At 68.5% G+C, this 23,418-nt stretch carries 25 protein-coding genes and 1 riboswitch; of the genes, 10 read left to right on the forward strand and 15 right to left on the reverse strand.

Annotated features, from left to right (window positions below; translation table 11 throughout):
- Positions 1–171: 171 nt before the first annotated feature.
- Positions 172–1,185 carry a glucose-6-phosphate dehydrogenase (coenzyme-F420) gene (fgd, locus tag ACH46_RS02275; protein ID WP_062391500.1) on the forward strand — a complete coding sequence of 338 codons (1,014 nt, stop codon included), beginning with the start codon at positions 172–174 and terminating at the stop codon, positions 1,183–1,185.
- Between the two features lie 35 nt (positions 1,186–1,220).
- A complete protein-coding gene (locus ACH46_RS02280; protein ID WP_062391501.1) occupies positions 1,221–2,603 on the forward strand; it encodes a glutamate decarboxylase in 1,383 nt (460 codons plus the stop codon).
- Between the two features lie 6 nt (positions 2,604–2,609).
- On the opposite strand, the gene ACH46_RS02285 is transcribed toward ACH46_RS02280, so the two are convergent.
- Positions 2,610–3,173, reverse strand: a complete 564-nt coding sequence (locus tag ACH46_RS02285; RefSeq protein WP_062391502.1) for a hypothetical protein — start codon at positions 3,171–3,173, stop codon at positions 2,610–2,612.
- A 323-nt stretch (positions 3,174–3,496) separates the two neighbouring features.
- On the opposite strand from ACH46_RS02285, the gene ACH46_RS02290 reads away from it, so the two are divergent.
- On the forward strand, positions 3,497–4,540 hold the full coding sequence (locus ACH46_RS02290) for a helix-turn-helix domain-containing protein (RefSeq protein WP_062391503.1): 1,044 nt from the start codon (positions 3,497–3,499) through the stop codon (positions 4,538–4,540).
- A gap of 14 nt (positions 4,541–4,554) precedes the next feature.
- Here ACH46_RS02290 and thiD read toward each other — a convergent pair whose 3' ends face one another.
- Both thiD and thiC read right to left on the reverse strand, forming a co-directional pair.
- Entirely contained in the window at positions 4,555–5,451 is an 897-nt protein-coding gene (gene thiD / locus ACH46_RS02295; protein WP_082399328.1) for a bifunctional hydroxymethylpyrimidine kinase/phosphomethylpyrimidine kinase, read from the reverse strand.
- 62 nt (positions 5,452–5,513) lie between these two features.
- Positions 5,514–7,226: a phosphomethylpyrimidine synthase ThiC gene (thiC, locus tag ACH46_RS02300; RefSeq protein ID WP_417935290.1), complete on the reverse strand. Its 1,713-nt coding sequence runs from the start codon at positions 7,224–7,226 to the stop codon at positions 5,514–5,516.
- 4 nt (positions 7,227–7,230) lie between these two features.
- Positions 7,231–7,344: riboswitch (TPP riboswitch) on the reverse strand.
- A gap of 122 nt (positions 7,345–7,466) precedes the next feature.
- Between thiC and ACH46_RS02305 the strand changes: the two genes are divergently transcribed.
- Positions 7,467–7,826, forward strand: a complete 360-nt coding sequence (locus tag ACH46_RS02305) for a GNAT family N-acetyltransferase (protein ID WP_062391505.1) — start codon at positions 7,467–7,469, stop codon at positions 7,824–7,826.
- Between the two features lie 4 nt (positions 7,827–7,830).
- On the opposite strand, the gene ACH46_RS02310 is transcribed toward ACH46_RS02305, so the two are convergent.
- From ACH46_RS02310 to ACH46_RS02330, 5 genes are read right to left on the reverse strand one after another with little or no spacing between them, the layout of a single operon-like run.
- Positions 7,831–8,613 (reverse strand): exodeoxyribonuclease III, encoded by a 783-nt coding sequence (locus tag ACH46_RS02310; protein WP_062391506.1) that lies wholly within the window; start codon positions 8,611–8,613, stop codon positions 7,831–7,833.
- Between the two features lie 3 nt (positions 8,614–8,616).
- On the reverse strand, positions 8,617–9,099 hold the full coding sequence (locus ACH46_RS02315) for a barstar family protein (protein ID WP_062391507.1): 483 nt from the start codon (positions 9,097–9,099) through the stop codon (positions 8,617–8,619).
- Positions 9,096–9,671: a guanyl-specific ribonuclease gene (locus ACH46_RS02320; RefSeq protein ID WP_062391508.1), complete on the reverse strand. Its 576-nt coding sequence runs from the start codon at positions 9,669–9,671 to the stop codon at positions 9,096–9,098. The genes ACH46_RS02315 and ACH46_RS02320 overlap by 4 nt, the downstream gene beginning before the upstream one ends.
- A gap of 30 nt (positions 9,672–9,701) precedes the next feature.
- Positions 9,702–10,421, reverse strand: coding sequence for a GNAT family N-acetyltransferase, cg3035/Rv0428c family (locus tag ACH46_RS02325; RefSeq protein ID WP_062391509.1), 720 nt, complete (start codon positions 10,419–10,421; stop codon positions 9,702–9,704).
- A gap of 1 nt (position 10,422) precedes the next feature.
- On the reverse strand, positions 10,423–11,019 hold the full coding sequence (locus ACH46_RS02330; protein ID WP_062391510.1) for a peptide deformylase: 597 nt from the start codon (positions 11,017–11,019) through the stop codon (positions 10,423–10,425).
- 169 nt (positions 11,020–11,188) lie between these two features.
- Here ACH46_RS02330 and ACH46_RS02335 point away from each other — a divergent pair, with 169 nt between their 5' ends.
- From ACH46_RS02335 to ACH46_RS02350, 4 genes are all read left to right on the forward strand, one after another.
- Positions 11,189–11,542 carry a DUF3263 domain-containing protein gene (locus ACH46_RS02335; protein WP_062391511.1) on the forward strand — a complete coding sequence of 118 codons (354 nt, stop codon included), beginning with the start codon at positions 11,189–11,191 and terminating at the stop codon, positions 11,540–11,542.
- A gap of 65 nt (positions 11,543–11,607) precedes the next feature.
- Complete coding sequence (locus tag ACH46_RS02340) at positions 11,608–12,120, forward strand: LytR C-terminal domain-containing protein (RefSeq protein WP_062391512.1); 513 nt, start codon at positions 11,608–11,610, stop codon at positions 12,118–12,120.
- Between the two features lie 127 nt (positions 12,121–12,247).
- Entirely contained in the window at positions 12,248–12,850 is a 603-nt protein-coding gene (locus ACH46_RS02345; RefSeq protein ID WP_062391513.1) for a superoxide dismutase family protein, read from the forward strand.
- A 15-nt stretch (positions 12,851–12,865) separates the two neighbouring features.
- Positions 12,866–13,996 (forward strand): glutamate--cysteine ligase, encoded by a 1,131-nt coding sequence (locus tag ACH46_RS02350; protein WP_062391514.1) that lies wholly within the window; start codon positions 12,866–12,868, stop codon positions 13,994–13,996.
- On the opposite strand, the gene mnhG is transcribed toward ACH46_RS02350, so the two are convergent.
- Genes mnhG through ACH46_RS02380 form a run of 6 tightly spaced genes read right to left on the reverse strand, consistent with a single transcriptional unit; the run spans position 13,993 to position 20,569 of the window.
- Positions 13,993–14,319 (reverse strand): monovalent cation/H(+) antiporter subunit G, encoded by a 327-nt coding sequence (mnhG, locus tag ACH46_RS02355; protein WP_062391515.1) that lies wholly within the window; start codon positions 14,317–14,319, stop codon positions 13,993–13,995. The genes ACH46_RS02350 and mnhG overlap by 4 nt on opposite strands.
- A complete protein-coding gene (locus ACH46_RS02360) occupies positions 14,316–14,579 on the reverse strand; it encodes a monovalent cation/H+ antiporter complex subunit F (protein WP_062391516.1) in 264 nt (87 codons plus the stop codon). The genes mnhG and ACH46_RS02360 overlap by 4 nt, the downstream gene beginning before the upstream one ends.
- Positions 14,576–15,361 (reverse strand): Na+/H+ antiporter subunit E, encoded by a 786-nt coding sequence (locus ACH46_RS02365; RefSeq protein WP_062391517.1) that lies wholly within the window; start codon positions 15,359–15,361, stop codon positions 14,576–14,578. The genes ACH46_RS02360 and ACH46_RS02365 overlap by 4 nt, the downstream gene beginning before the upstream one ends.
- Positions 15,358–16,995: a Na+/H+ antiporter subunit D gene (locus tag ACH46_RS02370; RefSeq protein WP_062391518.1), complete on the reverse strand. Its 1,638-nt coding sequence runs from the start codon at positions 16,993–16,995 to the stop codon at positions 15,358–15,360. The genes ACH46_RS02365 and ACH46_RS02370 overlap by 4 nt, the downstream gene beginning before the upstream one ends.
- Entirely contained in the window at positions 16,992–17,684 is a 693-nt protein-coding gene (locus ACH46_RS02375; protein ID WP_062394865.1) for a Na(+)/H(+) antiporter subunit C, read from the reverse strand. The genes ACH46_RS02370 and ACH46_RS02375 overlap by 4 nt, the downstream gene beginning before the upstream one ends.
- Complete coding sequence (locus tag ACH46_RS02380) at positions 17,684–20,569, reverse strand: Na+/H+ antiporter subunit A (RefSeq protein WP_062391519.1); 2,886 nt, start codon at positions 20,567–20,569, stop codon at positions 17,684–17,686. Before ACH46_RS02380 ends, ACH46_RS02375 begins: the two co-directional genes overlap by 1 nt.
- 83 nt (positions 20,570–20,652) lie before the next feature.
- On the opposite strand from ACH46_RS02380, the gene ACH46_RS02385 reads away from it, so the two are divergent.
- On the forward strand, positions 20,653–21,072 hold the full coding sequence (locus tag ACH46_RS02385; protein WP_062391520.1) for a hypothetical protein: 420 nt from the start codon (positions 20,653–20,655) through the stop codon (positions 21,070–21,072).
- A 110-nt stretch (positions 21,073–21,182) separates the two neighbouring features.
- Positions 21,183–21,689, forward strand: coding sequence for a hypothetical protein (locus ACH46_RS02390; protein WP_062391521.1), 507 nt, complete (start codon positions 21,183–21,185; stop codon positions 21,687–21,689).
- Positions 21,690–21,693: 4 nt separating this feature from the next.
- Here ACH46_RS02390 and ACH46_RS02395 read toward each other — a convergent pair whose 3' ends face one another.
- On the reverse strand, positions 21,694–23,289 hold the full coding sequence (locus ACH46_RS02395; RefSeq protein ID WP_062391522.1) for an acyl-CoA synthetase: 1,596 nt from the start codon (positions 23,287–23,289) through the stop codon (positions 21,694–21,696).
- Between the last annotated feature and the right edge of the window lie 129 nt (positions 23,290–23,418).

A 23,418-nucleotide genomic window follows, 5' to 3' on the forward strand; every position in this document is an offset into this window, starting at 1 on the left:
TGAGCGGGGAGGATGCCTCGTGCGGGGAGTCGGACTCACAGTCGCGGCAACTCGCGGTCACAGGCCCCTGTGACGGTTGCGACGTAAGGTGGATCACGACATTCCCGGGATGAGGTGAACGCCGATCGGCCGTCCTCGTCCTCTGCGACTACCGCTGTAGGAGACACTCACATGGCAGCACCGCTCAAGCTCGGACTCAAGGCCTCCGCGGAACAGTTCGGTCCGCGTGATCTCGTCGAACTGGGGGTCATGGCCGAGGAGTTCGGTCTCGATTCGGTGACTGTCAGCGATCACTTCCAGCCGTGGCGGCACAACGGCGGCCACGCCCCCTTCTCGATCGCGTGGATGACCGCGGTCGGCGAACGCACCACCCGCCTGCAGATGGGCACGTCGGTGATGACCCCGACGTTCCGCTACAACCCCGCCGTGGTGGCGCAGGCCTTCGCCACCATGGCCTGCCTGTACCCGGACCGGGTGATGCTGGGCGTCGGCACCGGCGAGGCCCTCAACGAGTACGCCACCGGCTTCCAGGGCGAATGGCCGGCGTTCAAGGAGCGGTTCGCCCGCCTCCGCGAAGCCGTCCGCCTGATGCGCGAACTGTGGACCGGCGACAAGGTGGACTTCGAGGGCGACTACTACCGCACCCAGGGCGCCTACATGTACGACATCCCCGAGAACCCGGTCCCGGTGTACATCGCCGCGGGCGGCCCGGTCGTCGCCCGCTACGCCGGCCGCAGCGGCGACGGCTTCATCTGCACCTCCGGCAAGGGCATGGACCTGTACACCGAGAAGCTGATTCCGGCGGTCAAGGAGGGCGCGGCCAAGGCCGAGAGGAACTTCGAGGACATCGACCGGATGATCGAGATCAAGATCTCCTACGACCGCGACCCGGAACTAGCCCTGGCCAACACTCGCTTCTGGGCTCCGCTGTCCCTCACCCCCGAGCAGAAGCACAGCGTCAACAGCTCCGTCGAGATGGAACGCCTCGCCGACGAGCTGCCGATCGAGCAGGTCGCCAAGCGGTGGATCGTCGCCTCCGACCCGGACGACGCCGTCGAGCAGATCAAGACCTACATCGATGCGGGCCTCAACCACCTGGTCTTCCACAATCCCGGCGAGGACCAGCGTCGGTTCCTGGAGGCGTTCACCGAAGACGTCGTCCCGAAGCTGCGCGCGCTGAGCTGACACGGTGGCGCCGTCGTTCATCTGAAGGAGAGAGAATGACCGAATCCGACATGGCCGACTCGTTGATCCTCAACCCGGTCTTCAACCGGGACGGTGAGGCGACGGAGCTCCCGCGGTTCGAGATGCCGCAGGAGATGATGCTGCCCGGCACCGCGTACCAGCTGGTGCACGACCAGGCGATGCTCGACGGCAACGCGCGGCTCAATCTCGCGACCTTCGTCTCGACGTACATGGACGACGAGGCGCTGAAGCTGTACATGCAGACCGTCGACAAGAACATGATCGACAAGGACGAGTACCCGGCGACGGCGGCGATCGAGGACCGCTGCTGGCGGATCCTCGGGAACCTCTGGCACAACCCGGACGTCGACCACGCCATCGGGACGTCGACCATCGGCTCGTCCGAGGCGTGCATGCTCGGCGGCCTCGCGCTGAAACGGCGGTGGCAGGCCGCGCGGAAGGCGGCGGGGAAGTCGACCGAGAACCCGAACCTCGTGATGTCGACGGCGGTCCAGGTGTGCTGGGAGAAGTTCGCGAACTACTTCGAGGTGGAGCCCCGCTGGGTGCCCGTCACCGAGGACCACCTGTTCCTCGACGGCCACGAACTGGAGAAGTACGTCGACGAGAACACCATCGGCGTGGTCGCGATCATGGGCCAGACGTACACCGGAGCGTACGAGCCGGTGAAGGAGATCTCCGCGAAGCTCGACCGGATCCAGGCCGACACCGGCCTCGACGTCCGCATCCACGTCGACGGCGCGTCCGGTGCGATGGTCGCCCCGTTCTGTCAGCCGGATTTGGAGTGGGACTTCCGCGTGGACCGCGTGGCCTCGGTCAGCACCTCGGGGCACAAGTACGGCCTCGTGTATCCCGGCGTCGGCTGGATCGTGTGGCGCGACGCCGACGCGCTGCCCGAGAGCATGATCTTCCACGCCAGCTACCTGGGCGGCGACATGCCGACCCTGTCGCTGAACTTCTCCCGACCGGGCGCTCAGGTGCTGCTGCAGTACTACCAGTTCCTTCGGCTGGGGCGCGACGGCTACCGGGCCGTCCAGCAGGGCTCACTCGACGTGGCGCAGTACCTCGCCGAGGCGATCGAGCAGATGGGGCCGTTCGAGCTGATCAGCCGCGGCGACACCATCCCGGTCTTCGCATGGCGGCTGAAGGCGGGCGCGAACCCGAACTGGAATCTGTACGACCTTCAGGACCGACTGCGGATGAAGGGCTGGCAGGTGCCGGCTTATCCGCTGGCCGACGACCTCGCCGATCTGACCGTGCAGCGCATCGTGGTGCGCGCAGGCCTCAGCCACGACCTCGCGTCACGCCTGCTGATGGACCTGCGTGCCGAAGTCGACTTCCTCGAACGGCTCGACGCCCCGATGCCGCGGGAGGGATCGGAGTCGCACTTCCACCACTGAGTGTGGTCAGCGCCCCGGGAGCAGTGCCCCGGGAACCGCAGGAGCGCTGGCGCCTTCAGTCGGCGCGGGCGGGTTGACGGTCTCGGTCGTGACGCTCACCGTCGTCTTCGTCTTGGTGACCGTCGTCGTCTTCACCTGGGTGTCCGTCTTCTGGTGCACGCTGGTCTCGGTGGCTGTCGCAGTCGCAGTCTCGGTCTCGGTCGCAGTCTTCTTGACGGTGGAGACATCGGTGACGGTGTCGGTCACGGTCTCGGTGACCGGTGCGCTGGTGCTGGTGCGCCCCTCGGCGACGAAGAAGAAGCTGACGATGACGATGGCGGCGGCAGCGCACGCGAGGGCGGTGATGATCCGCCAGCGGCGGACGGCGGCGGACTCGGCGGCGGTGGCGGCCGCCGCGGCCGCATTCTTCGCGCTCGGCTGCAGGGTGCCGTCGGGGTAGACCCCGTAGACGTTCGGCTCGGGATAGGGCCGCTGCTCGGAGTAGGCGTTGGATCCGCTGGTCGACGCGCCGAGCTGGTTCGGGTCGCTGGGCGGCGGAACCTCTGGCCCGTCGTTCGGCGGCTGGGTCACGGGCTACTCCTCAGACGAGAATCGATGATGCTGCGACCCTCGCCCAGTGTCGCAGTGCTCCAGCCACACACTACCGCGTCCGATATGGGCCGCTGGTCGCTGTTCTCACCAACCGGAGACCGAGGGGGTTACCCATCAGTAGTGTTCGGCGCGTCATGCCGCATGACCTGCGGCATCGATGTGACCACCGTTTCGGTGGTGTCATCCATGTGGTCTACTCGACACTGAAAATGTGATGTGTCAGTATGTCAGATGAGATTGCAAGGCTCCCTCCCAAAGCCAGGCCGCTCTTGCCATGTCCCCATGCGAAGAAGGTCTTACGAATGTCCCACGAAACACTGTCCCGACCACGCGCCGCCGCACAGCGTCGTCCCGCCCTCGCCACCCGACTGACGCCGCGCGCCGTCGCCGAATGGGAGGCGCGCCTCGGAGTCGCGGGCGCCGCGACGCGGACGCGCCCCCGGCGCTTCACCGGAGTCTCCGGCAGCGTCGCCTACAGCCCGACGGTCGACGTCCGGGTCGCCGACCTCGAAGCCTTCCATGCGATGCGCTTCGCGCAGAGCCTGTCGTCGATCGCCACCTACTGTGCGCTGCAGCCTGCGATGGTGCTCGAGCGCACCGCGGAGCGCGTCGTCGCCGACCCGTCCGAAACCCTCCTCGTGAGTGTCAACGGCATGCGCGGACAGTCGATCGTCCGGCAGGGCGGGCGTGAGTTCTCGTACGGTCCCGGCGACCTCGTCTTCATCAGCAACGCCGCGCCCTACAGCATCCTGTCCTCGGCGGTCTCCGACCCGTCGGGTGTGCAGATCCCGTTCAGCAGGCTCGGCAAGCACCGCCACGTCGCGGAGCGGCTGCAGCGACCGGTCGCCGCCAACACCCCGCTGGCCCGGGCCGCGTCGGTCTTCGTTCGACGCTTCGCCGCCGAGACGTCGGCGCTCAGCACCGCATCGCCGGTGGGAGCGGTGTCCGAGCAGGCCGCGGTCGACCTCATCGTCGCCGCCCTGTCGGAGGTCGACGGGGCGCCGTCGGTGATGGAGGACAACGCGCTCTTCGTGCAGGAGGCGGCACGCGACCTCATCGAGCGGCACCATCGCGACGCGACGTTCACGCCCGACTCGATCGCCGAGCACCTGCACCTGTCGCGGCGGCAGCTGTACCGCTACTTCGAGGGCTGCGAACACTCGCTCGCCGGCCAGATCGCCGACCGTCGCCTCCAGAGCGCGCATGAGGCGCTCCTCGGCAACCCGTCCGCCTCCATCAGCTCGGTCGCGCTCTCGTCGGGATTCCCCACCGTCGCCACCTTCCGCAACCGCTTCAAGGCGCGGTACGGCGTGGGACCGGTGGAGTACCGGCACACGGTGCGGTAGATTTCCAGCTCAGCTCACGTGGTCTCGACCGACGCCTCGGCTATCGCCTCGGAAGTCGGCTCGACCTGTCGCTCCGCTCCATCGGCTAACGCCTCGGAAGTCGGCTCGACCTGTCGCTCCGCTCCAATCCTCCACAGCGGATTCACCGGGCCGTGCCCGGCGCCGAGCGGGTACGCGGCCTCAAGGCCTCGCGTGACCCACTCCTTGGCGAACGCGACGGCGTCGGGCACCGCGTAACCGTGCGCCAGGGCGCCGGTGATCGCGGCGGCCAGGGTGTCACCCGCACCGTGGTCGTGCCCCGTGTCGATCCGGCGGGCGGGGAACTCGGTGAACTCCTCGCCGTCGAACAGCAGATCGGGGCTGCGGTCGCTGCCCCGCAGGTGGCCGCCCTTCACCAGAGCCCACTGCGGGCCCAGCGCGCGTAGGGCGACGGCCGCCTCCCGCTGGGTGGCGTCGTCGACGACGTCGATCCCCGTCAGCAGCCGCACCTCGTCGAGGTTCGGCGTGACGACCGTGGCGAGCGGGAACAGCAGTTCCTTCAGGGCGCCGAGGGCGTCCGTGGCGAGCAGCGGGTCGCCGTGCATGGACGCGCACACCGGATCCACGACGAGGGGGATCCGGCCGTCCCGGCCGATCCCCAGTTCGCGGGCGGCGTCGACGATCGCGCGGATGATCGGATCCGACGCCAGCATCCCGGTCTTGACCGCCGACACCCCGATGTCGGGGACCACGGAGCGCATCTGCGCGGCCACGATGTCCGGCTCGATCTCCTGAACGCCGGTGACGCCGGTGGAGTTCTGTACGGTCACCGCGGTCACCGCGACGCAGGCGTGCAGCCCGAGCATCGCGAAGGTCCGCATGTCGGCCTGGATGCCCGCGCCGCCGCCGGAGTCCGAGCCCGCGACCGTCATCACCCGGGTCGGCGTGGCGCCGGGGGCGGGGAGCGTAAGTCGCGGGCCCGTCGAGGAATCGGTCACCGAACCGCCGCCGCGCCGGACGGGACCTCTTCGATCGGCAGGTACACCTGGTTGCCCGCCGCTGCGAACTCGGCGGACTTGGCGTCCATCTCGGCCGCGATCCGGGCGTCGATGTCCTCCTGGGTGACGAGGTCGTGCTCCTCGGCGTAGGTCCGGACATCGGCCGAGATGCGCATTGAGCAGAACTTGGGTCCGCACATCGAGCAGAAGTGTGCGGTCTTGGCGGGCTCCGCGGGCAGCGTCTCGTCGTGGTACTCGCGGGCGGTGTCGGGGTCCAGGGACAGGTTGAACTGGTCGTGCCACCGGAACTCGAAGCGCGCCTTGCTGAGCGCGTCGTCCCGATCCTGTGCGCGCGGGTGCCCCTTCGCGAGGTCGGCGGCGTGCGCGGCGATCTTGTAGGTGATGACGCCGACCTTCACGTCGTCGCGGTCGGGCAGGCCGAGGTGCTCCTTCGGGGTCACGTAGCAGAGCATCGCGGTGCCGGCCTGCGCGATCATCGCGGCGCCGATCGCCGAGGTGATGTGGTCGTACGCGGGCGCGATGTCGGTGGCGAGCGGGCCGAGCGTGTAGAACGGGGCCTCCTCGCACCATTCCTCCTCGAGGCGGACGTTCTCGACGATCTTGTGCATCGGCACGTGGCCGGGGCCCTCGATCATCACCTGCACGCCGTAGCTCTTGGCGATCTTGGTGAGCTCGCCGAGGGTGCGGAGCTCGGCGAACTGAGCCTCGTCGTTCGCGTCGGCGATCGACCCGGGGCGCAGGCCGTCGCCCAGGGAGAAGGTGATGTCGTAGCGGGCGAGGATCTCGCACAGCTCGGCGAAGTGCGTGTACAGGAACGACTCCTGATGATGTGCCAGGCACCAGGCGGCCATGATCGAGCCGCCGCGCGAGACGATGCCGGTGACGCGCTTGGCGGTCAGCGGCACGTAGCGCAGCAGCACTCCCGCGTGGACGGTCATGTAGTCGACGCCCTGCTCGGCCTGCTCGATCACGGTGTCGCGGTACAGCTCCCAGGTGAGCCGGGTCGGGTCGCCGTCGACCTTCTCCAGCGCCTGGTAGATCGGGACGGTGCCGACCGGGGCGGGGGAGTTCCGCATGATCCACTCGCGCGTGCGGTGGATGTCCTTGCCGGTGGAGAGGTCCATGATGGTGTCGGCGCCCCAGCGGGTGGCCCACACCATCTTCTCCACCTCCTCGGCGATCGACGACGTGACGGCGGAGTTACCGATGTTGGCGTTCACCTTCACGGCGAAGGCCTTGCCGATGATCATCGGCTCCGACTCGGGGTGGCGGTGGTTCACGGGGATCACGGCGCGACCGGCGGCCACCTCGTCGCGCACCAGTTCTGCGGAGACGCCCTCGCGGGCGGCGATGAACCTCATCTCCGGGGTGATGATCCCCTCGCGCGCCCAGGCGAGCTGGGTGGCCGCGGTGGTCCCGGTGGCCTCCAGAACGACCGGCTCGGGCCGATCCCAGGTGTCGCGGGTCTTCGGCAGACCGTTCTCCAGGTCGATCACCGCGGACGAGTCGGTGTACGGGCCGGAGGTGTCGTACAGGTCGAAGTGCTCACCGTTGGTGAGATTGACGCGACGGAACGGGACGGCCATGCCGTCGACGTCCACGTACGCCTTCTCGCTTCCCTGGATGGGGCCGAGGGTGATCTCGGTGACGGCAGCGTCGTTGCCCTTGGGCTGAGTGTCTTCGGGCATGGATGTACCCATGATTCGTCCTCCCTACGCCGGCATTATCCGGACAGGTTCAGGCGGTCGACGACCGCCTGTCGCCATCTCAGCCCCCGGTTCCGTGGGAGCCCCCGCGTGTGAAGTTGTGCGGAACACACCTTACTCATTTCTCGGATCGACGCACCATTGTGATGCAGATGGGACACATGAGGCTTGCGTGGCGCTGGGCGGAGTCTTAATCTTGTGATGCTCATCACAGGAGGTTGTATGCACCGCAAGGCACGTCGTTCCCATCCGCCACAGTCGGCACGGTCGCTGCTGCACCAGATCTCGCAGGTGGTGCACAACCCCGATCGTGAGCGATTCGAACTCTGGGTGGCCGGCGATCTCGTCGGCGTCCTCAGCTATCGCATCGACGAAGAGCCGCAGGGGAGGGTGGTGACGATCCTCCACACCGTGCTGTACGACGAGTACAGCGGACACGGGCTCGCGACCAAGTTGACCGGCGGCACCATGCAGTACATGCGTGAGAACGGACTGAAGGTGCGGCCGCTGTGCACCTTCACCCGACACTTCCTCAACGCGCACCCGGGCATGGTCGCCACCGCGCCCCCGGTGTCGGTCTGACCGGTCAGCTCAGGTCGAAGACCACCGGCGCGTGGTCGCTGGCGCCCTCGGCGGCGCGGGCGTTCCGATCGATGAAGGCGTCGTGGACGCGGTCGTCGAGCGCGGGGGAGCAGAGTCCGAAGTCGATGCGCATGCCCTCGTTGCGGGCGAACCGTCCGGACTGGTAGTCCCAGAACGTGTAGGTGTTCGGTCCCGGGGTGTACGGGCCGGCGCTGTCGGCGAAGCCGGCGTCGAGGAACCGTCGGAAAGCGGCGCGCTCGACGTCCGAGGTGTGCGTGCGTCCGTCGAAGTAGGCGCGATCCCAGACGTCGTCGTCGGTCGGGGCCACGTTCCAGTCGCCGAGCAGGGCCACCTGCGCGGCCGGATCGTGCGAGAGCTCCAGCGAGGTCACATCGGCCAGTGCGCCGAGCCAGCGGAGCTTGTAATCGAAATGCTGGTGGTCGGGCTCGCGACCGTTCGGCGCGTACAGGCTCCAGACCCGGACGCCGCCGCAGGTCGCGGAGATCGCCCGCGCCTCCGACTGCCCGTCGTACTCGGGCTGACCGTCGAAGCCGATGTGGACGTCGTGCACCCCGATGCGGGAGGCGATCGCCACGCCGTTATAGCCGCTGACCCCGTGGAAGGCGACGTCGTAGCCGTGAGCGATGAAGCTCATCACCGGGAACTGGTCGTCGGTGCACTTGGTCTCCTGCATGGCCAGCACGTCGATCGCATGCCGGTTCATCCACGCCACGACCTGCTCGGATCGGGCGCGGATCGAGTTCACGTTCCACGTCGCGATGCGCATGGCTCAATCCTGCCGCAGTCGGATCAGCTCGCCGCCTGCGGCACGCCAGCGCTGCTCCACGACGTCGACGGCCGCGTCGTCGGCCAGGAGCACGATCCCGAAACCCCGGCCGCCGCGTGCGCAGCGCTCGCGCCAGAACGACGGGCTGGTCGCGAACCACTCGCGGTCGTCGTCGGTGGCGTCGGCGAGCAGCAGACCGGCGTCGTCGATGATGGTGAGCACTCCGGTCGCGATCGCGCCCGTCGAGGTGCGCAGACCGGCCGGGAGGTCGCCGATCACGTCGTCGAAGGCGTCCTTGTTGAAGCCGAAGTGGGCCGGGAAGTCCCAGGCCGCGGCGAAGGCGTCGTACAGGCCGTCGACGGTGCGCATCGCGGCGCCGGACAATCGCCTGACCGCGGCGCCGGTGCCGTAGGTGTCGACGTCGCCGACGGCGAGGGCCGCACCCGGTCCGGAGGTCAGGAAGTCGGCGGGCAGGGCTGCGCTCATGCGGACGGTCCTCGGATCTGTGTGAAGGTCTGGTAGTGGTCCAACGTGTACCAGGCGGAGCCGTCGCTGCCGGTCACGATGCGTTCGGCGTCGCGCCCCTGCCCGCGCTTCTTGGGATTGACGTCCCACTCCTTGTAGGTGATCCGCTTGCCGTTCGCCGACTTGGTGGGCAGGTTGCCCTCTCGGTTGCGGAAGGTGTCGCCGCCGTGCGTGCCGGGCGCGTTCGCTGCCTCCGGCCAACGGCCGGAGTCGATCTGCTCCAGGGTGTCGGCGACGCGGGCGGGCACCGAGCCGTTCTGCTTCTTCGGTGCGGTCGACTTCCGCGCCGACGGCCTCGGTGACGGCTTCCTCGTGGTGTCCGCGGAGGGCGTGGTCCCGGGCGCCGTGTTCGCGGCGCCGTCGGCGAGCGGTGCCGTCGCGGTCGACGATGCGGCTGCCGCGGTCTCGTCGGGACCGCCCTGACCGTCGATCCACCAGGTGAACGCCAAGACCGCGAGGAGTGCGATCACGGAGAGGGCGGTGGCGATGATCCGCCGTTTGGTCAGATCGGTTTCAGTGCTGGAGTTCGACATCGCAGTCCACCGTAATCGACGCCCGAACTGCTACAGCGTCAGCAGTCGGCACGCGTGGTGCAGCTCGAACCCGAGTGCGCGCCACGCGGTGCGGGCGACGTCATCGTCGGCGGCGACCGTCGCGGCGGCCACGCCCTCGGAGATCAGCGACCAGTCGCCGTCCGGGGTGTCACCGGTCGGCTCCGGCCCGATCAGCACCTCGTACGGCTCGTCGCGTCCGACGCCGACCCCCAGCGACGAGACGCGCATCAGGCGTTCGGCCAGCATCACGCGGGGAGTGAGGCCGCGGGCGATGAACCAGGCGACGACGCCGGGCAGGGCCGCCGACGTCGAGCCGAACTCGATCGGTGCGGCCGCGGCCGAGCGGAGGTTGTGCGGACCGTCGGCCGGCGCGTTCACCAGCCAGCCGTCCACGTCGTCGCGCTCGGCGGCGGCCGCGGCCAGCATCAGGGTGCGCTCCACCTCGCGGATCTCGGAGTTGCGGACCACCCGTCGCGACAGCAGGCGCACCGAGGAGATCGCGGCGATCGCCAACCGATGCGACTGCCCGTCGCGTTCGATCACGTACGCGTCGTCGGTGTGCTCGCGCAGGATCCCGGTGATGTCGGAGTGGGTGGGGCCGTCGCTCCCGTCCGCACCCGGCGCAGCGGGTGTCCGCCGCCAGTCGGCGGGCGCGCCGTCGCCCAGCCGGTAGCGGATGACGACGCGGTCGCCGACCTTCGGCTGCGACGAGGTGGATCCGTCGGCCATGTCAGTCGTCGTGCCCGAACGGGTCGGTGACCGACCCGGGGAGCCAGGTGAGTCCCGGCACACCCCAGCCGTTGCGCTTCACGGCCTTCTTGGCGGCGCGCTTGTTGCGGCCGACCAGGACGTCGACATACAGGAAGCCGTCCAGGTGACCGGTCTCGTGCTGCAGCATGCGGGCGAAGAAACCGCGCCCTTCGATCTCGACGCGCTCGCCGTTGCGGTCGGTGCCGACCACCTTGGCCCAGTCGGCGCGCCCGGTCGGGAATCCCTCGCCGGGGACCGACAGGCAGCCCTCGTCGTTGTCGTCGGGATCGGGCATCGTCTCGGGGATCTCCGAGGTCTCCAGGATCGGATTGATCACTTCGCCACGCCTGCGCGCGTGCACGTCGGCGTCGGGGCAGTCGTAGACGAACATCCGCAAGCCCTTGCCGACCTGGTTGGCGGCGAGACCGACGCCGTTCGCGACGTCCATCGTCTCGTACATGTCGTCGAGCAGCGCGACGATCTCCGCGGAGGGCTTGCCGTCGGCGTCGAGGTCGACGGGCGTCGTCGGCTGATGGAGGACGGGTTCACCGATGATGCAGATCGGGAGAATTGCCATGGCATCGCATTCTACTGCCCGACGCGTTACGGGTGGCGCGGTGCGTCACCACGGACGCCGCGGCGGATCGTGGTTAGATGTTCGACGGAACCACACCGATGTCATTCGTCCGCCGGGGAGCTGCTGCGGACACGGTGCGGATGCATTTTCAGGCTGCTTGAGGAGCGAAATGAGCGGGGCAACGGCGCAGAGCCCGAAGGGCGACGATCCGTCGACGGGCGATGGTGCCCGGAACCAGGCGAACCTCGATCCGCACGAAGTCGGCGACGACGGACTGACTCGGCGCGAACGCGACATCCTCGGCTTCGAACGCCAGTGGTGGAAGTACGCGGGTTCCAAAGAAGACGCCATCAAGGAACTCTTCAACCTGTCGGCGACCCGGTACTACCAGGTCCTCGGCGCGCTGGTCGACCGCCCCGAAGCGCTCGCAGCCGACCCGATGCTCGTGAAACGACTGCGCCGACTCCGTGCCTCGCGGCAGAAGGCTCGTGCGGCACGCCGTCTCGGCTTCGACATCACGTAGTAGATCCGGACGACCCGGCGTGACGGACGAGTTGTCTGTGCTGCCGGTGGGTTAGAGTTGCCGTGATGAATGCTGAAAATGAAACCAATCGACTTCCGTTTCGTGCGGGTGCCATGCTGCTGGTGGCGATCGCCGTGGTCTGCATCGGTCTCGGCATCCATCAGTTGACCACCAGCGGTGACGACCCCGAAGCCGGCCTCAAGGCCGCCGGGCAGAGCGCGCAGGCGGAGACCAGCGAGCAGAAGCCCGCGAAGACCAGCGCCACCGACACCTCCACGTCCAAGAGTCCGGCCGACGCCGCCGACGTTCCGGAACTGTGCGTTCTGAATGCGGGCAACGTGACCGGTTTGGCGGCGGAGGTCGCGAAGACCCTCACCGACGGCGGATACAAGGTCGCGGAGACCGCGAACCTCAGCACCGCCAGTGTCAGTGAGAACACCATCTTCTACACCCCGGACCAGGAGGACGCCGCCAAGAAGGTGGCCGAGGCCGTGCCCGGCGGTGCGGAACTCAACCCGCGACCCGACGCGTTCAGCCGCTGCCTGGGGCAGTTGGCCGTCGTGGTGGTGAGCCGGTAGCGCGCGCCCGTCGCCGACCGGTCATAATCATTCTCGAACAGAAATCATATTGGCGATCACGGCACCAGCCCGGTGCGAGCGAAGCGGAACCGCCCGCCCGCACCTGCCGACCGACTAAGGAGCACACATGACCGTCCGCAGCACCAATCGCGCTTCGACCGTTCAGGTCATCGCGGCCGTCGCCGCCGCGGGCGGCGCAGTCCTCGCGCTGTCGGCCTGCACGCCCAACGAGCACGCCTCCAAGGTCGAAGGCACCACGCCGGCCGTTGTGACCGGCGACCAGGTGGCTCCCGGCGACGTGGTGAACAAGGACCACATCCCCAACGCCGCGGAGTCGGCGACGACGACCCTCGTCGACAAGGACGGCAATCGCGTCGGCTTCGTGAGCTTCTCGCAGGAGGGCAAGACGGTCGCCGTCTCGGCGCGCGTCTCGAACGTCAAGCCGGGCGAGCACGGTCTGCACATCCACTCCGTCGGCAAGTGCGAGGCGTCGAACGGCTTCACCAGCGCGGGCGGCCACCTCCAGGTGAACGGACGCACCGAGAAGCCGGAGTCGGGCGACCTGATGAACATGAACGTCCTCAAGGACGGCACCGCGTCGGCCAGTTACACCACCGAGGCCTTCACCGTGGACCAGATCCGCGGCAAGGCCGTCATCCTGCACGACCTCGCGCCCGCCAGCGGCGATGCGGTGCGCCTGGCGTGCGGCGTGCTTCGTCAGACCAGCTAGCCGCGTGGGACGTCGATGACCTCGCCGGCGGGAATCGCCTTCTCGCGGTCCCCGAAGCCCACGCTCGGCGTGGAGTGGGAACTGGCGCTGGTCGACAAGACGACCAGGGACCTCTCGAACGCCGCCGACGACCTGTTCCAGCTCGTCGAGGCGCGGGCGGGCGATCAGCGGAGCAAGATCCACCGGGAGCTGCTCCGCAACACCGTCGAACTGGTCACCGGCATCTGCACCACCGTCGGTGAGGCGATGGACGACCTCGGGGGCTCCCTCGAGGTGGTCCGCACGCTCTGCGACGAGATCGGCGTCGACCTGTACGGCGCCGGGACGCATCCGTTCGCCGAATGGTCGGCGCAGCAGCTGTCGGACGGCAGTCGCTACGCAGAACTGATCGAACGCACCCAGTGGTGGGGGCGGCAGATGTTGATCTGGGGTGTTCACGTGCACGTGGGCATCGACGACCGCGACAAGGTTCTCCCGATCCTGTCGTCGCTGCTCAACTACTACCCGCACCTGCTGGCGCTGTCGTCGTCGTCGCCCATGTGGGCAGGTCGGTCCACCGGCTACGCCAGCAACCGCGCCATGATGTTCCAGCAGCTCCCCACCGCGGGGCTGCCCTTCCAGTTCGAGACGTGGTCGGAGTTCGAGAAGTTCGCCCACGACCAGAAGACCACCGGCATCATCGACCACCTCAACGAGATCCGCTGGGACATCCGGCCGTCTCCGCATCTGGGCACCATCGAGGTGCGGGTGTGCGACGGGGTCTCGAACCGCCGCGAGATGGCGGCCATCGTCGCGTTGACGCACTGCCTGATCGTCGACCTCGATCGCCGGCTGTCGGCGGGGGAGACGCTCCCGCAGATGGCTCCCTGGCTGGTTCAGGAGAACAAGTGGCGCGCGGCCCGCTACGGGCTCGACGCCATCATCATCCAGGACTCGGACTGCTCCGAACGCCTCGTCACCGAGGACTTCGCCGACCTGCTGGTCCGGCTGGAGCCGGTGGCCGCGTCGCTCGGTTGCCTGGACGAACTGGGGATCGTCGCCGACATCATCGTCGACGGCGCCAGCTACCAGCGGCAGCGGGCAGTCTTCGAGAAGACGCAGGACCTGCGGAGCGTCGTCGACTCGGTGGTCTCCGAACTCGGCTAGCGCGGCGGCGCGAACTCGTCCTCGTCCACCACGTCCTTGCCGAGCGCCTGCTCCCGGTAGACCAGGCGGCCGACGCGCTGAGCGACGACGGGAGCGGTGATGAGAGCGAACAGTCCCGTCAAGATCAGCATGCCGCCGTCGACGTGGCCCTCCAGGCGGACGAATGCGCCGGCGAGGACCAGGATCATGCCGAAGGTCTGAGGTTTGGTCGCCGCGTGCATCCGGCTCAGCGTGTCCGGGAAGCGGACGATCCCGATCGCCGCGGTGAAGGCGAGCAGGGATCCGGTGAGGATCAGGACGGCGGAGATCACGTCGACGATCACAGCTGATCGTCCCTGACGCGGAAGCGGGCGACGGCGATCGATCCGATGAAGCCGACCAGGCTCAGGGCGACGATGCCGGGCACGATGGTGGTGTCGAGGGTGAACGCCACCCACACCGACAGGCCGCAGATGGCGATCGCGACCAGCGCGTCGACACCGACGAGGCGGTCGAGCGTCGTCGGTCCCCGCAGCGTCCGGTAGGCGGTCAACGCCGACGCCGCGAGCAGCAGTGCGCCGCTGATGATCCAGACCGCTGTCATCGCTTCTCCTTTCGGGCCGCGTCCCGGTCGGCGACGCGCTGTCGGTCGGCGTACGGCACGTGGTGGTAGTCGTCGTCGATGCCGTGCAGCGGGCTCGGATGCCATTCGTCGTCGCGTTCGAAGGTCTTGATGAACTCGCGTTCGATATACGCCATCTGCTTCAGGAATTCATCGATGTGCTTCTGCTTGCGGGCGTCGAACACGTGGATGTACAGCATGCGGGCGGGTTGATCGATCTCGACGACGATGGTGCCCGGTACCAGGTTGATGTAGTCGATCGCCAGCGTCAGGGTGAGGTCGGACTTGATGGCCATGTGCACGCGCACCACCACGCCGAGCGGCGGGGGACCGGGCTTCACCGCAGCCCACGCCACCTGGGCGCTGGAGATGAAGAAGTTGTAGAGCATGGTCGCGACCAGCTTCAGCGCCGGCAGCGGGTGGAAGCGACCTTCGACGGCGACGCGCGGCAGCGGGAGGAAGATCATCACCAGCAGGGCGATGCCCGCGCCGGCGACGATGTTGCTCCACGTGATGTCGCCCCACAGCAGCACCCACACGAATGTGAGCCACGCGAAGCCCCACAGGCGGAGCCCGATCTCGCGGAGGGAGCCGCCCATCCACTTCGGGGCGCGGAGACGCTCGTTGAGCCACACGTACAGGCGGACGACGGGCCATGCGAAGTGCACCAGGGCCACGCGCCACAGGTTGCCGAAGAATGCGGCGACGGGACCCTTTCCGACCGGTTTGGCGTGCGGCCGATCAGGGAACGGCTCCTGACTCATCGCTCACCTCCGCTCGGATGCATGGCTTCCTCGGAATTGTGCAGCACCGTCGAGATGTACTGGCTGCGGTCGAGGACACCGCCGGCCGCGTCGTCGGTGAATCCGAACATGGGACCGCCCCAGAAGGTCAGTGCCAGCCCGGCCGCGACCATCGCCATGGTCGGGACCACCATGGTCGCGGGCATGCGGCCCACGTCCTCGCGCTCCTCCAGGAGCACGTCCTCGCCCTCCAGGATCAGGGCAGACGCGGTGCTCGAGGCCATGGCGCCCTCGGGCGCGTCGGCCCGGGCCCGCCAGAACGCCTTGGTCCAGATGCGGGCCATCACGTACAGGGTCAGCAGACTGGTGACGACCGATCCGCCGACCAGCACCCAGGCGAGGACCGACCCGTCCTGCGCGCCGGCCTCCAGTAGGGCCACCTTGCCGATGAACCCGGAGAACGGTGGGATTCCGCCCAGGTTGAGGGCGGGGATCAGGAACAGGCTCGCCAGCAGCGGGCTGGCGATCAGTCCGCCGAGGCGCCGCAGCGACGAGGACCCCGCCTGCCGTTCGATGAGCCCCACCACCAGGAACAGGGTGGTCTGCACCAGGATGTGGTGTGCCACGTAGTAGATCGCCGCCGACGTCGACAGCTCGGATCCGACGGCGATGCCGAACACCATGTAGCCGATGTGGCTGACCAGGGTGAACGACAGCAGACGTTTGATGTCCGACTGCGCGATGGCGCCGAAGATGCCGACGAGCATCGTCAGCAGGCCCGCGATCATCAGGACGTTGTCCATGGAGCCGCCGGGGAACAGGAGCGAATGCGTCCGGATCAGGGCGTAGACGCCGACCTTGGTCAGCAGGCCCGCGAACACCGCGGTGACCGGGGCGGGGGCGGTAGGGTAGGAGTCGGGCAGCCACGTCGACAGCGGGAAGACGGCGGCCTTGATGCCGAACGCCACCAGCAGGACCGCGTACAGGGCGTTGCGAGTGCCGTCGGGGACGTCGTCGAGCCGGACCGCCATCTCCGCGAGGTTCAGCGTCCCGGTGGTCGCGTAGGCGAAGGCGATGCCGGCCAGGAAGATCAGCGACGACACCATCGACACCATGATGTACGACGCGCCCGCGCGCACCCGGTCGGTGCTCGCGCCCAGCGTCAACAGCACGAAGCTCGCGGCGAGGAGCACCTCGAAGGAGACGTACAGGTTGAACAGGTCGCCCGCGAGGAACGAGTTGCACACGCCCGCGGTCAGGATCAGGTAGCTCGGCAGGAAGATCGACACCGGCTGCTCGGTGGTCCCGTCGCGCACGTCCTGCCCGATGGCGTAGAAGACGACGCAGATCAGGACGATCAGCGAGATCACCAGCATGAGCGCCGCCAACCGGTCGACCACCAGCGTGATGCCGAGCGGCGTCGGGACCAGACCGTGACCGTCCCAGCCGCCGATCGTCACCGCGAAGGTGCCGTGGACTGCGGTGAGGTACAGCATCAGGCAGGATGCGACCAGGGCGACGCCGATCGCGACGACGGTCACCAACCGTTGGACGCGCGGGCTGCGACCGGCGAGCAGCGTCAGTGCGGCGGCGAGCAGGGGGACCAGGGTCGGCAGGACGATCAGCGTGGAGATCCACGACGGCTGCGGGCTCATCGCTTCACCTCGCCCTCGTCGTCGCTGTCGGCTGCATCGTCATCGTCGCCGGTGTCGTCGTCCGGGCTGTCGGAGTCGGCGGGCATCTCGTCGCCGTCGTCGGGCAGGTGCTCCAGCACGTCGGCGTCCTCCGGCATGAGGTCCGGTTCGTGGACGTTGATGTGTGCCGCGATGAACTCCTCCGCGGTCATCGGATTGCCGCGGGTGTCGAACAGGTCGCCGACGACGGTGTCGGCGCCGGTCGTCGGATCGTCGCTGCGGTCGCGGTCGGGAAGCGATTCGAACGAGCCGGTGAGGATCTTGACGTCCTCCTCGTCGTCGCCCAGTTCGTCCTCGGTGGCGATCTCCTGGCCGGGCAGCGGCTGCTCCTCCTCGGACGCGCGGTTGATCTGGAACAGGCGGTAGGCGAGGGCCAGGATGAACGCGGCGATGCCGAGGGTCAGCACGATCGCCGTCAGCACCATGCCCTGCGCGAGGGGATCGGTGTCGAACGACTGCCCGAGAGATTCGCGGCCCCGGATCGGCGGGTGCCCGGGTGGTCCGGCCAGGACGACGATCAACAGGTTCAACGCGTTACCGACCAGCAGCAGGCCGAACAGCATGCGGATCAGGCTGCGTTCGGTCAGCAGGTACACGCCGCCTGCGGCCATGACGCCGACGACGATCAGGAGACCGAGGTTCACTGCCATCACTTCACCTCCGCGGGTGCCGGCGGGGCCGGCTGTTCGGTCTCCGGGTCGCCGACGTCGAGCCGAGCGCCGAGGCTGCGCAGCACGTCGACCACGAGGCCGACGACGATCAGGTAGATGCCGAGGTCGAAGAACAGGGCGGTGACGAGTTTGAAATCGCCGAAGATCGGCAGATGCAGTGCGATGGTGGCCGACGACAGGGCGGGTGCGCCCAACAGGAGCGAGGTGACGGCGGTGCCCGCGGAGATCAGCAGGCCGATGCCGAGGATGGTGCCCGCCTCGAAGCGCATCACTTCGCCCAGCTCGTAGCGTCCGCCCGCCAGGTACCGCAGGACCAGCGCGAGCCCCATCACCAGGCCGCCGGCGAAACCGCCGCCCGGAGCATTGTGACCGGCGAAGAAGAAGTAGGCGGACAGCACCACCAGGGTCGGGAACACCAGCCGCGTGGTGGCTTCGAGGATCAGCGACCGCTGGTCGGGGTCGCGCATCTCGCTGCCGCGCAGCCAGGTGGTCCGCCCGTGCGGGGCGCTGTCGCCGTTGCGGTGTTCCGCGAGCTGATCGTCGGTCAGGCGGGGGACCGCACCGAAGCGGCGGCTGCGGAAGAGCATCGACGCGACACCGGTCGCTGCGACGATCAGGACCGAGACCTCGCCGAGCGTGTCCCAGGCGCGGATGTCGACGAGCAAGACGTTGACGGCGTTGGCACCGTTGCCGAACTCGTACGCGGCGTCGGCCAGGTAGACGTGCAGCGGCTCGGTGGAGCGCGCGGCGGCGGCGAACAGACCGATCAGCACCAGCATGGCGCCGAACGCCACCGAGATCGCGATGCGGACGGGCCGATGCCCGGTCTTCTGTTTCGGGGTCGCCTCCGACGGCAGCTTCCGCAGCACCAGGACGAAGACGACGAGGGTCAGGCTCTCGACCAGGAACTGGGTGAGCGCCAGGTCGGGGGCGCCGTACAGCGCGAACAGGGCGCCGCAGCCGTAGCCGGTGACGCCGAGAGCCAGCAGGCCGGCGAGACGGTTGCGGAGGAGAGCGGTCGCGACGGCGGCGGCGATCATGATCGCCCCGATCACGACCTCGGAGGCCGTGTTGAATCCCGCGATCCGCAGGCCCTGCCGGTTGCCGAGGAACAGCACCGTGACCGGCAGCAGCACGGCGGTGGTGAGGATGACGCCCTGGGTGATCGGCAGCGATCCGCGCTGCGTGTTGCGGGTGACCCACAGCGAGAGTCGGTCGGCGCTGCGCAGCGACGCGTCGTAGATCCGGTCGGCGTTGAGGCGCGGCGGGCTCACGAACAGGCGCCTGCGGCGGGCACGGAGGAACAGGAACAGGGCGGAGCCGCCCACCACGACGAGGATCGAGAACACGACCGGAAGCCCGAAGCCGTGCCAGAGGGCCAGGTGCTCGATCTCCTCGCCGTAGGCGGGCAGGGTCTGCGCATACGGTTCCACCAGGTCGCTGATCCAGCCGGCACCGAACGATGCGACGACACCGGTGATCGCGAGGACGGCGGGCGGCAGCAGGAACATCGGCACCGGCTGCTCCAACTGGGCGACGGCGCGCGTCGGCAGCGTGCGTACCTTGCGACCGAAGGCGCCCCAGATGAAACGGACCGTGTAGGCGAAGGTCAGGACGGAGCCGATCAGCAGCACCACGTCGACCACGGACCGCTGCATCGGCGAGAGCGCACCGGTGACCCAGATGCTGCCGAACGCGGTCTCCTTGCCGACGAAACCGAAGGTGAACGGCAGTCCGGCCATACTGGCGCCGGCGACCGATGCGATCAGCGCAAGGCCCGGCAGCCGGTGTCCGAGGCGGGCCAGCTTGCGGATGTCGCGGGTGCCGGTGGAGTGGTCGATGATGCCGACCACCATGAACAGGCAGGCCTTGAACATGGCGTGCGCGACGACCATCGCCAGGCCGGCCATCGCGACGTTCGCGTCGCCGATGCCGACGAGGACGGTGATGAAGCCGAGCTGGGAGACGGTGCCGAACGCGAGGATCAGCTTCAGGTCGAGTTCGCGCAGGGATCGCCAGCCGCCGAGCACCATGGTCAGCAGGCCCAGGCCGATCACCATCACCTGCCAGCTGACCAGCGGGGCGAAACCGGGGGCCAGGCGGGCCACCAGGTAGACGCCTGCCTTCACCATGGCGGCGGCGTGCAGGTAGGCGCTGACCGGGGTCGGGGCGGCCATCGCTCCGGGCAGCCAGAAGTGGAACGGCACGATCGCGGACTTCGACAGGGCGCCGATCAGGATCAGGACCACCGCGATGTCGACGTACACGCCGGCGGTCGGCGGGTTCGCGATCAGATCGGACAGCAGGTAGCTGCCGGTCCGTTGGCCGAGCATGATGAGGCCGACCAGCATCGCGAGGCCGCCGAAAGTGGTGACCAGCAGCGCCTGCGTGGCGGCGCGACGCGACGTGGCGCGGACCGCGTAGAAGCCGACGAGCATGAACGACAGGACGGTCGTCGCCTCCCAGAAGACGTACATGACCAGGGTGTTGTCGCTGACGACGAGGCCGAACATGGAGCCGGCGAAGGCCACCAGTTCGCCGCCGAAGACGGCGATGCGGCGGCGCATCTCCTCGAAGTAGTTGGCGCAGTAGATCAGGACCAGGGTCCCGACCCCCAGAATCAGCACCGACATCACGGCCGCGAGGGTGTCGAACCGCAGGGTGATGTCCATGCTCAGGCTGGGGATCCAGCTGACGACTTCGGTTCTCGGGGGTGCGCCGGGCTCGGGCCAGTGGGCGATCACCCAGCCCAGACCGGCGGCCGGTGCCAGCGCCAGAACATAGAACCCGCGGGAGCCGAGCGTCTTGATGATCGGAGGTGCGATGAGCGCACTGATGAACAGGGCGATCAATACCAGGATCAAAATGGCACTCCGACTTGGTGTCGAGGACGGGCGGGCGGGGTGTCGTGAAGACGAGACGCTGGGTACTACCTTACCGTTTCGGTATGACGCGCATTCGGACCGTATTGACCGCAGTTCTGATCATCCTGTGTGCCGGGGTGGTTCTGGCGGCCTGCGGATCCGATGACGAACCGGCGTCGGACGGCGTCGCACTGCCGGGCGACTTCCCGTCTCAGGTCCAGCTCGTCGACGGAGCGGTCCTCACCGCGTCCGGGTCGTCGCCCAAATGGCAGGTGACCGTTCAGGCCCGCGCCTCCGACGGCGATCCGCTCACCGCAGCCGTCACGAAGCTGACCGACGCGGGCTTCGAGGAGTCCTCGCGCGTCGACGAGGCCGCAGCCAAGTCGGTGCTGCTCAGCAAGGACCAGGACGGTGGCAAGCAACTGTGGGTCAACGTCGGGCTGTCCGCCGACGCGTCGGCCAGCCGGTCGACGGTGATCTACCAGGTGAGTGTGGTCGGCTAGAGCGGACGGCAGCGGACTGGCAGCGCGCTTCCAGCCCGCTGTCAGGATTCGCCGGTTCTCTGGGGAGTCGACCGCGGCACTGCGTCGCGGTCGCCACGAGAGGACCCATCATGACCGACCCGAATCAGCCCGCCCCGAACACTGGTCCGGACGGTGCGAATGAGCCGGCCGACGCAGTTGCCCCCGCTGCCGGAGACCCTGCCGCCGCGGCCCCGGATGCCCCGACGGCGCCGACCGAGCCGATCGCCGCGCCCGTCGCGCCGGGAGCCGTTGTCCCTCCACCCGTGCCCGTCCCGCAGGCACCCGCCGCGCCCGGTCTGCAGGTGAAGCGGTCGTGGCTCGTGGCAGGCGCCGGTGTCGGCGCCGTCGGACTGCTCGGCCTCGGCTTCGGGCTGGGCTACATCACCGGTGATCAGACCGGCGGCCACGGCGAACGCATGTCGCAGCACGAGCGCGGCGAGATGCGCGGATTCACCGGTGAGATGCCGGGCGGTCGGTTCGGCGGAGAACATCGGTGGCTGGTCGTGCCACCGAACGGCCAGGACGGTCAGGCCCCGAACCAGCAGCAACCGCAGACCCCCACCCCGGCGCCGTCGACGCCGGGCACGTCGAGCTGAGCCGTCAGGCTCCGGCCGCGCCCGCGTGCTCCACGCGCAGCGTCTTCTTGAGAATCTTCCCCGACGGATTCTTCGGGAGCGCGTCGGCGAAGATCACGTACTTGGGACGCTTGTAGCCCGCGAGCAGGCCTGCGGCGTGCGCGTCCACCTGCTCGCGGGTCAGCGTGACCCCCTCCTTCGGCACGACGACGGCGGTCACCGCCTCGATCCACTTCGGGTGCGGGACACCGAACACCGCCACTTCGGCGACGCCGTCGAGCAGATAGATCGCCTCCTCCACCTCGCGGGAGGCCACGTTCTCGCCGCCGGTCTTGATCATGTCCTTCTTGCGATCCACCACGCTGAGGTAGCCGTCGGCGTCGATGACCCCGAGGTCACCGGAGTGGAACCATCCGTTCCGGAACGCGGCGGCCGTCTTCTCCTCGTCGTTGTAGTACCCGAGGCAGGCGTGCGGGCTGCGGTGCACGATCTCGCCGACCTCACCGGTCGGCACCGGGTTGTCGTCGTCGTCGACCACGATGGTCTCCACGTTCAAGGCCGCGCGGCCCGCCGACCCGGCACGCTCGAACTGCTCGTGCGGCTGCAGGATGGTGGCGAGCGGCGACATCTCGGTCTGCCCGTAGAAGTTCCACAGCTGGACCTGCGGGAGGCGGCGGCCCATCTCGCGGAGCACCTCCACCGGCATCGCCGAGGCACCGTAGTAGCCCTTGCGCAGCGACGACAGATCGCGCGTGTCGAAGTCGGGGTGCCGCAGCAGGGAGATCCAGACGGTCGGCGGGCAGAACAGCTTCGTGGCGCCGTGCTTCTCGACCGCGGCCAGCAGACCGGCGGGTTCGGGGCTCGGCAGGATGATGCTGGTGGCGCCGAGGTAGACGTCCACCGAGAGGAAGCAGTCGAGCTGCGCGCAGTGGTACAGCGGCAGCGAGTGGACCTCGATGTCGTCGGCCGTCATGCCGCCGTCGATGATGCACGAGACGTACTGCGAGACCAGCGACTTCGACGACAGCAGGACGCCCTTCGGGCGTGACTCGGTGCCCGAGGTGAACATCATCCGCAGCGGGTCGTCATCGCCGACGAGGACTGTCGGGGCCGAGCCGTCGTCGTGCGCGATCCAGTCGGCGACGTCCTCCCAGCCGTCCGGGGCGGTGCCCGCGAGTGCGATGGTCCCGCGGACGACCTCTCCGCGCGACGAGGCGTCGAGCGCCGCACCCACCGTCCCGGCCAGGGCGTCCTCGGCGATGACGATGCTCGCGCCGGAGTGGTCGAGGATGAAGGCGATCTCGTCGGCGCCGAGACCGAAGTTGATCGGCACCAGGATCGCGCCCAGGCGGGCAGCCGCGAAGTTCAGGACCGCGAACTGCCAGCAGTTGTGACTGACCAGCGCCACGCGGTCGCCCTTGGCGAGACCTCGCGCCGCGAGGGCGTTGGCGCATCGATTCGCTGCGTCGTCGAGCTCGGCGAAGGTCAACTCGACGTCGCCGTTGATGATCGCGGTCTTGCCCGGCAGGCGGAGCGCGGTCCGTCGCAGCAGGTCACCGACGGTGTACGACCGCGCGCCGGCGACGGCCGCCGCGGTCTGCTCGCTGTAACCGGTGGTCATGGGGATTCTCCTGGGATCGGACGAAACTACTTGGAACTCCAAGCAATGTATCCGGGGAAGAGGGGGTGTGGGGCGGACTTGCGCATGAAGGCACGGGGCTTGAGCGGTGCATCCGCGTCGCGCCTAAGG

The sequence above is a fragment of the Gordonia phthalatica genome (assembly GCF_001305675.1).
Taxonomy (GTDB): domain Bacteria; phylum Actinomycetota; class Actinomycetes; order Mycobacteriales; family Mycobacteriaceae; genus Gordonia; species Gordonia phthalatica.

What these genes read in the sequence shown, in the direction of transcription:
- ACH46_RS02315 (WP_062391507.1), bottom strand. Translation starts at nt 9,099, where the DNA reads ATGAGCGCAGCCCTGCCCGCCGACTTCCTGACCTCCGGACCGGGTGCG.
- ACH46_RS02280 (WP_062391501.1), top strand. Translation starts at nt 1,221, where the DNA reads ATGACCGAATCCGACATGGCCGACTCGTTGATCCTCAACCCGGTCTTC.
- ACH46_RS02330 (WP_062391510.1), bottom strand. Translation starts at nt 11,019, where the DNA reads ATGGCAATTCTCCCGATCTGCATCATCGGTGAACCCGTCCTCCATCAG.
- ACH46_RS02345 (WP_062391513.1), top strand. Translation starts at nt 12,248, where the DNA reads ATGACCGTCCGCAGCACCAATCGCGCTTCGACCGTTCAGGTCATCGCG.
- ACH46_RS02385 (WP_062391520.1), top strand. Translation starts at nt 20,653, where the DNA reads ATGACGCGCATTCGGACCGTATTGACCGCAGTTCTGATCATCCTGTGT.
- ACH46_RS02340 (WP_062391512.1), top strand. Translation starts at nt 11,608, where the DNA reads ATGAATGCTGAAAATGAAACCAATCGACTTCCGTTTCGTGCGGGTGCC.
- fgd (WP_062391500.1), top strand. Translation starts at nt 172, where the DNA reads ATGGCAGCACCGCTCAAGCTCGGACTCAAGGCCTCCGCGGAACAGTTC.
- ACH46_RS02310 (WP_062391506.1), bottom strand. Translation starts at nt 8,613, where the DNA reads ATGCGCATCGCGACGTGGAACGTGAACTCGATCCGCGCCCGATCCGAG.
- ACH46_RS02365 (WP_062391517.1), bottom strand. Translation starts at nt 15,361, where the DNA reads ATGAGTCAGGAGCCGTTCCCTGATCGGCCGCACGCCAAACCGGTCGGA.
- ACH46_RS02335 (WP_062391511.1), top strand. Translation starts at nt 11,189, where the DNA reads ATGAGCGGGGCAACGGCGCAGAGCCCGAAGGGCGACGATCCGTCGACG.
- ACH46_RS02360 (WP_062391516.1), bottom strand. Translation starts at nt 14,579, where the DNA reads ATGACAGCGGTCTGGATCATCAGCGGCGCACTGCTGCTCGCGGCGTCG.
- ACH46_RS02290 (WP_062391503.1), top strand. Translation starts at nt 3,497, where the DNA reads ATGTCCCACGAAACACTGTCCCGACCACGCGCCGCCGCACAGCGTCGT.
- ACH46_RS02305 (WP_062391505.1), top strand. Translation starts at nt 7,467, where the DNA reads ATGCACCGCAAGGCACGTCGTTCCCATCCGCCACAGTCGGCACGGTCG.
- ACH46_RS02350 (WP_062391514.1), top strand. Translation starts at nt 12,866, where the DNA reads ATGACCTCGCCGGCGGGAATCGCCTTCTCGCGGTCCCCGAAGCCCACG.
- ACH46_RS02390 (WP_062391521.1), top strand. Translation starts at nt 21,183, where the DNA reads ATGACCGACCCGAATCAGCCCGCCCCGAACACTGGTCCGGACGGTGCG.
- ACH46_RS02370 (WP_062391518.1), bottom strand. Translation starts at nt 16,995, where the DNA reads ATGAGCCCGCAGCCGTCGTGGATCTCCACGCTGATCGTCCTGCCGACC.
- ACH46_RS02325 (WP_062391509.1), bottom strand. Translation starts at nt 10,421, where the DNA reads ATGGCCGACGGATCCACCTCGTCGCAGCCGAAGGTCGGCGACCGCGTC.
- ACH46_RS02395 (WP_062391522.1), bottom strand. Translation starts at nt 23,289, where the DNA reads ATGACCACCGGTTACAGCGAGCAGACCGCGGCGGCCGTCGCCGGCGCG.
- ACH46_RS02375 (WP_062394865.1), bottom strand. Translation starts at nt 17,684, where the DNA reads ATGGCAGTGAACCTCGGTCTCCTGATCGTCGTCGGCGTCATGGCCGCA.
- thiD (WP_082399328.1), bottom strand. Translation starts at nt 5,451, where the DNA reads ATGACGGTCGCGGGCTCGGACTCCGGCGGCGGCGCGGGCATCCAGGCC.
- ACH46_RS02320 (WP_062391508.1), bottom strand. Translation starts at nt 9,671, where the DNA reads ATGTCGAACTCCAGCACTGAAACCGATCTGACCAAACGGCGGATCATC.
- thiC (WP_417935290.1), bottom strand. Translation starts at nt 7,226, where the DNA reads ATGCCCGAAGACACTCAGCCCAAGGGCAACGACGCTGCCGTCACCGAG.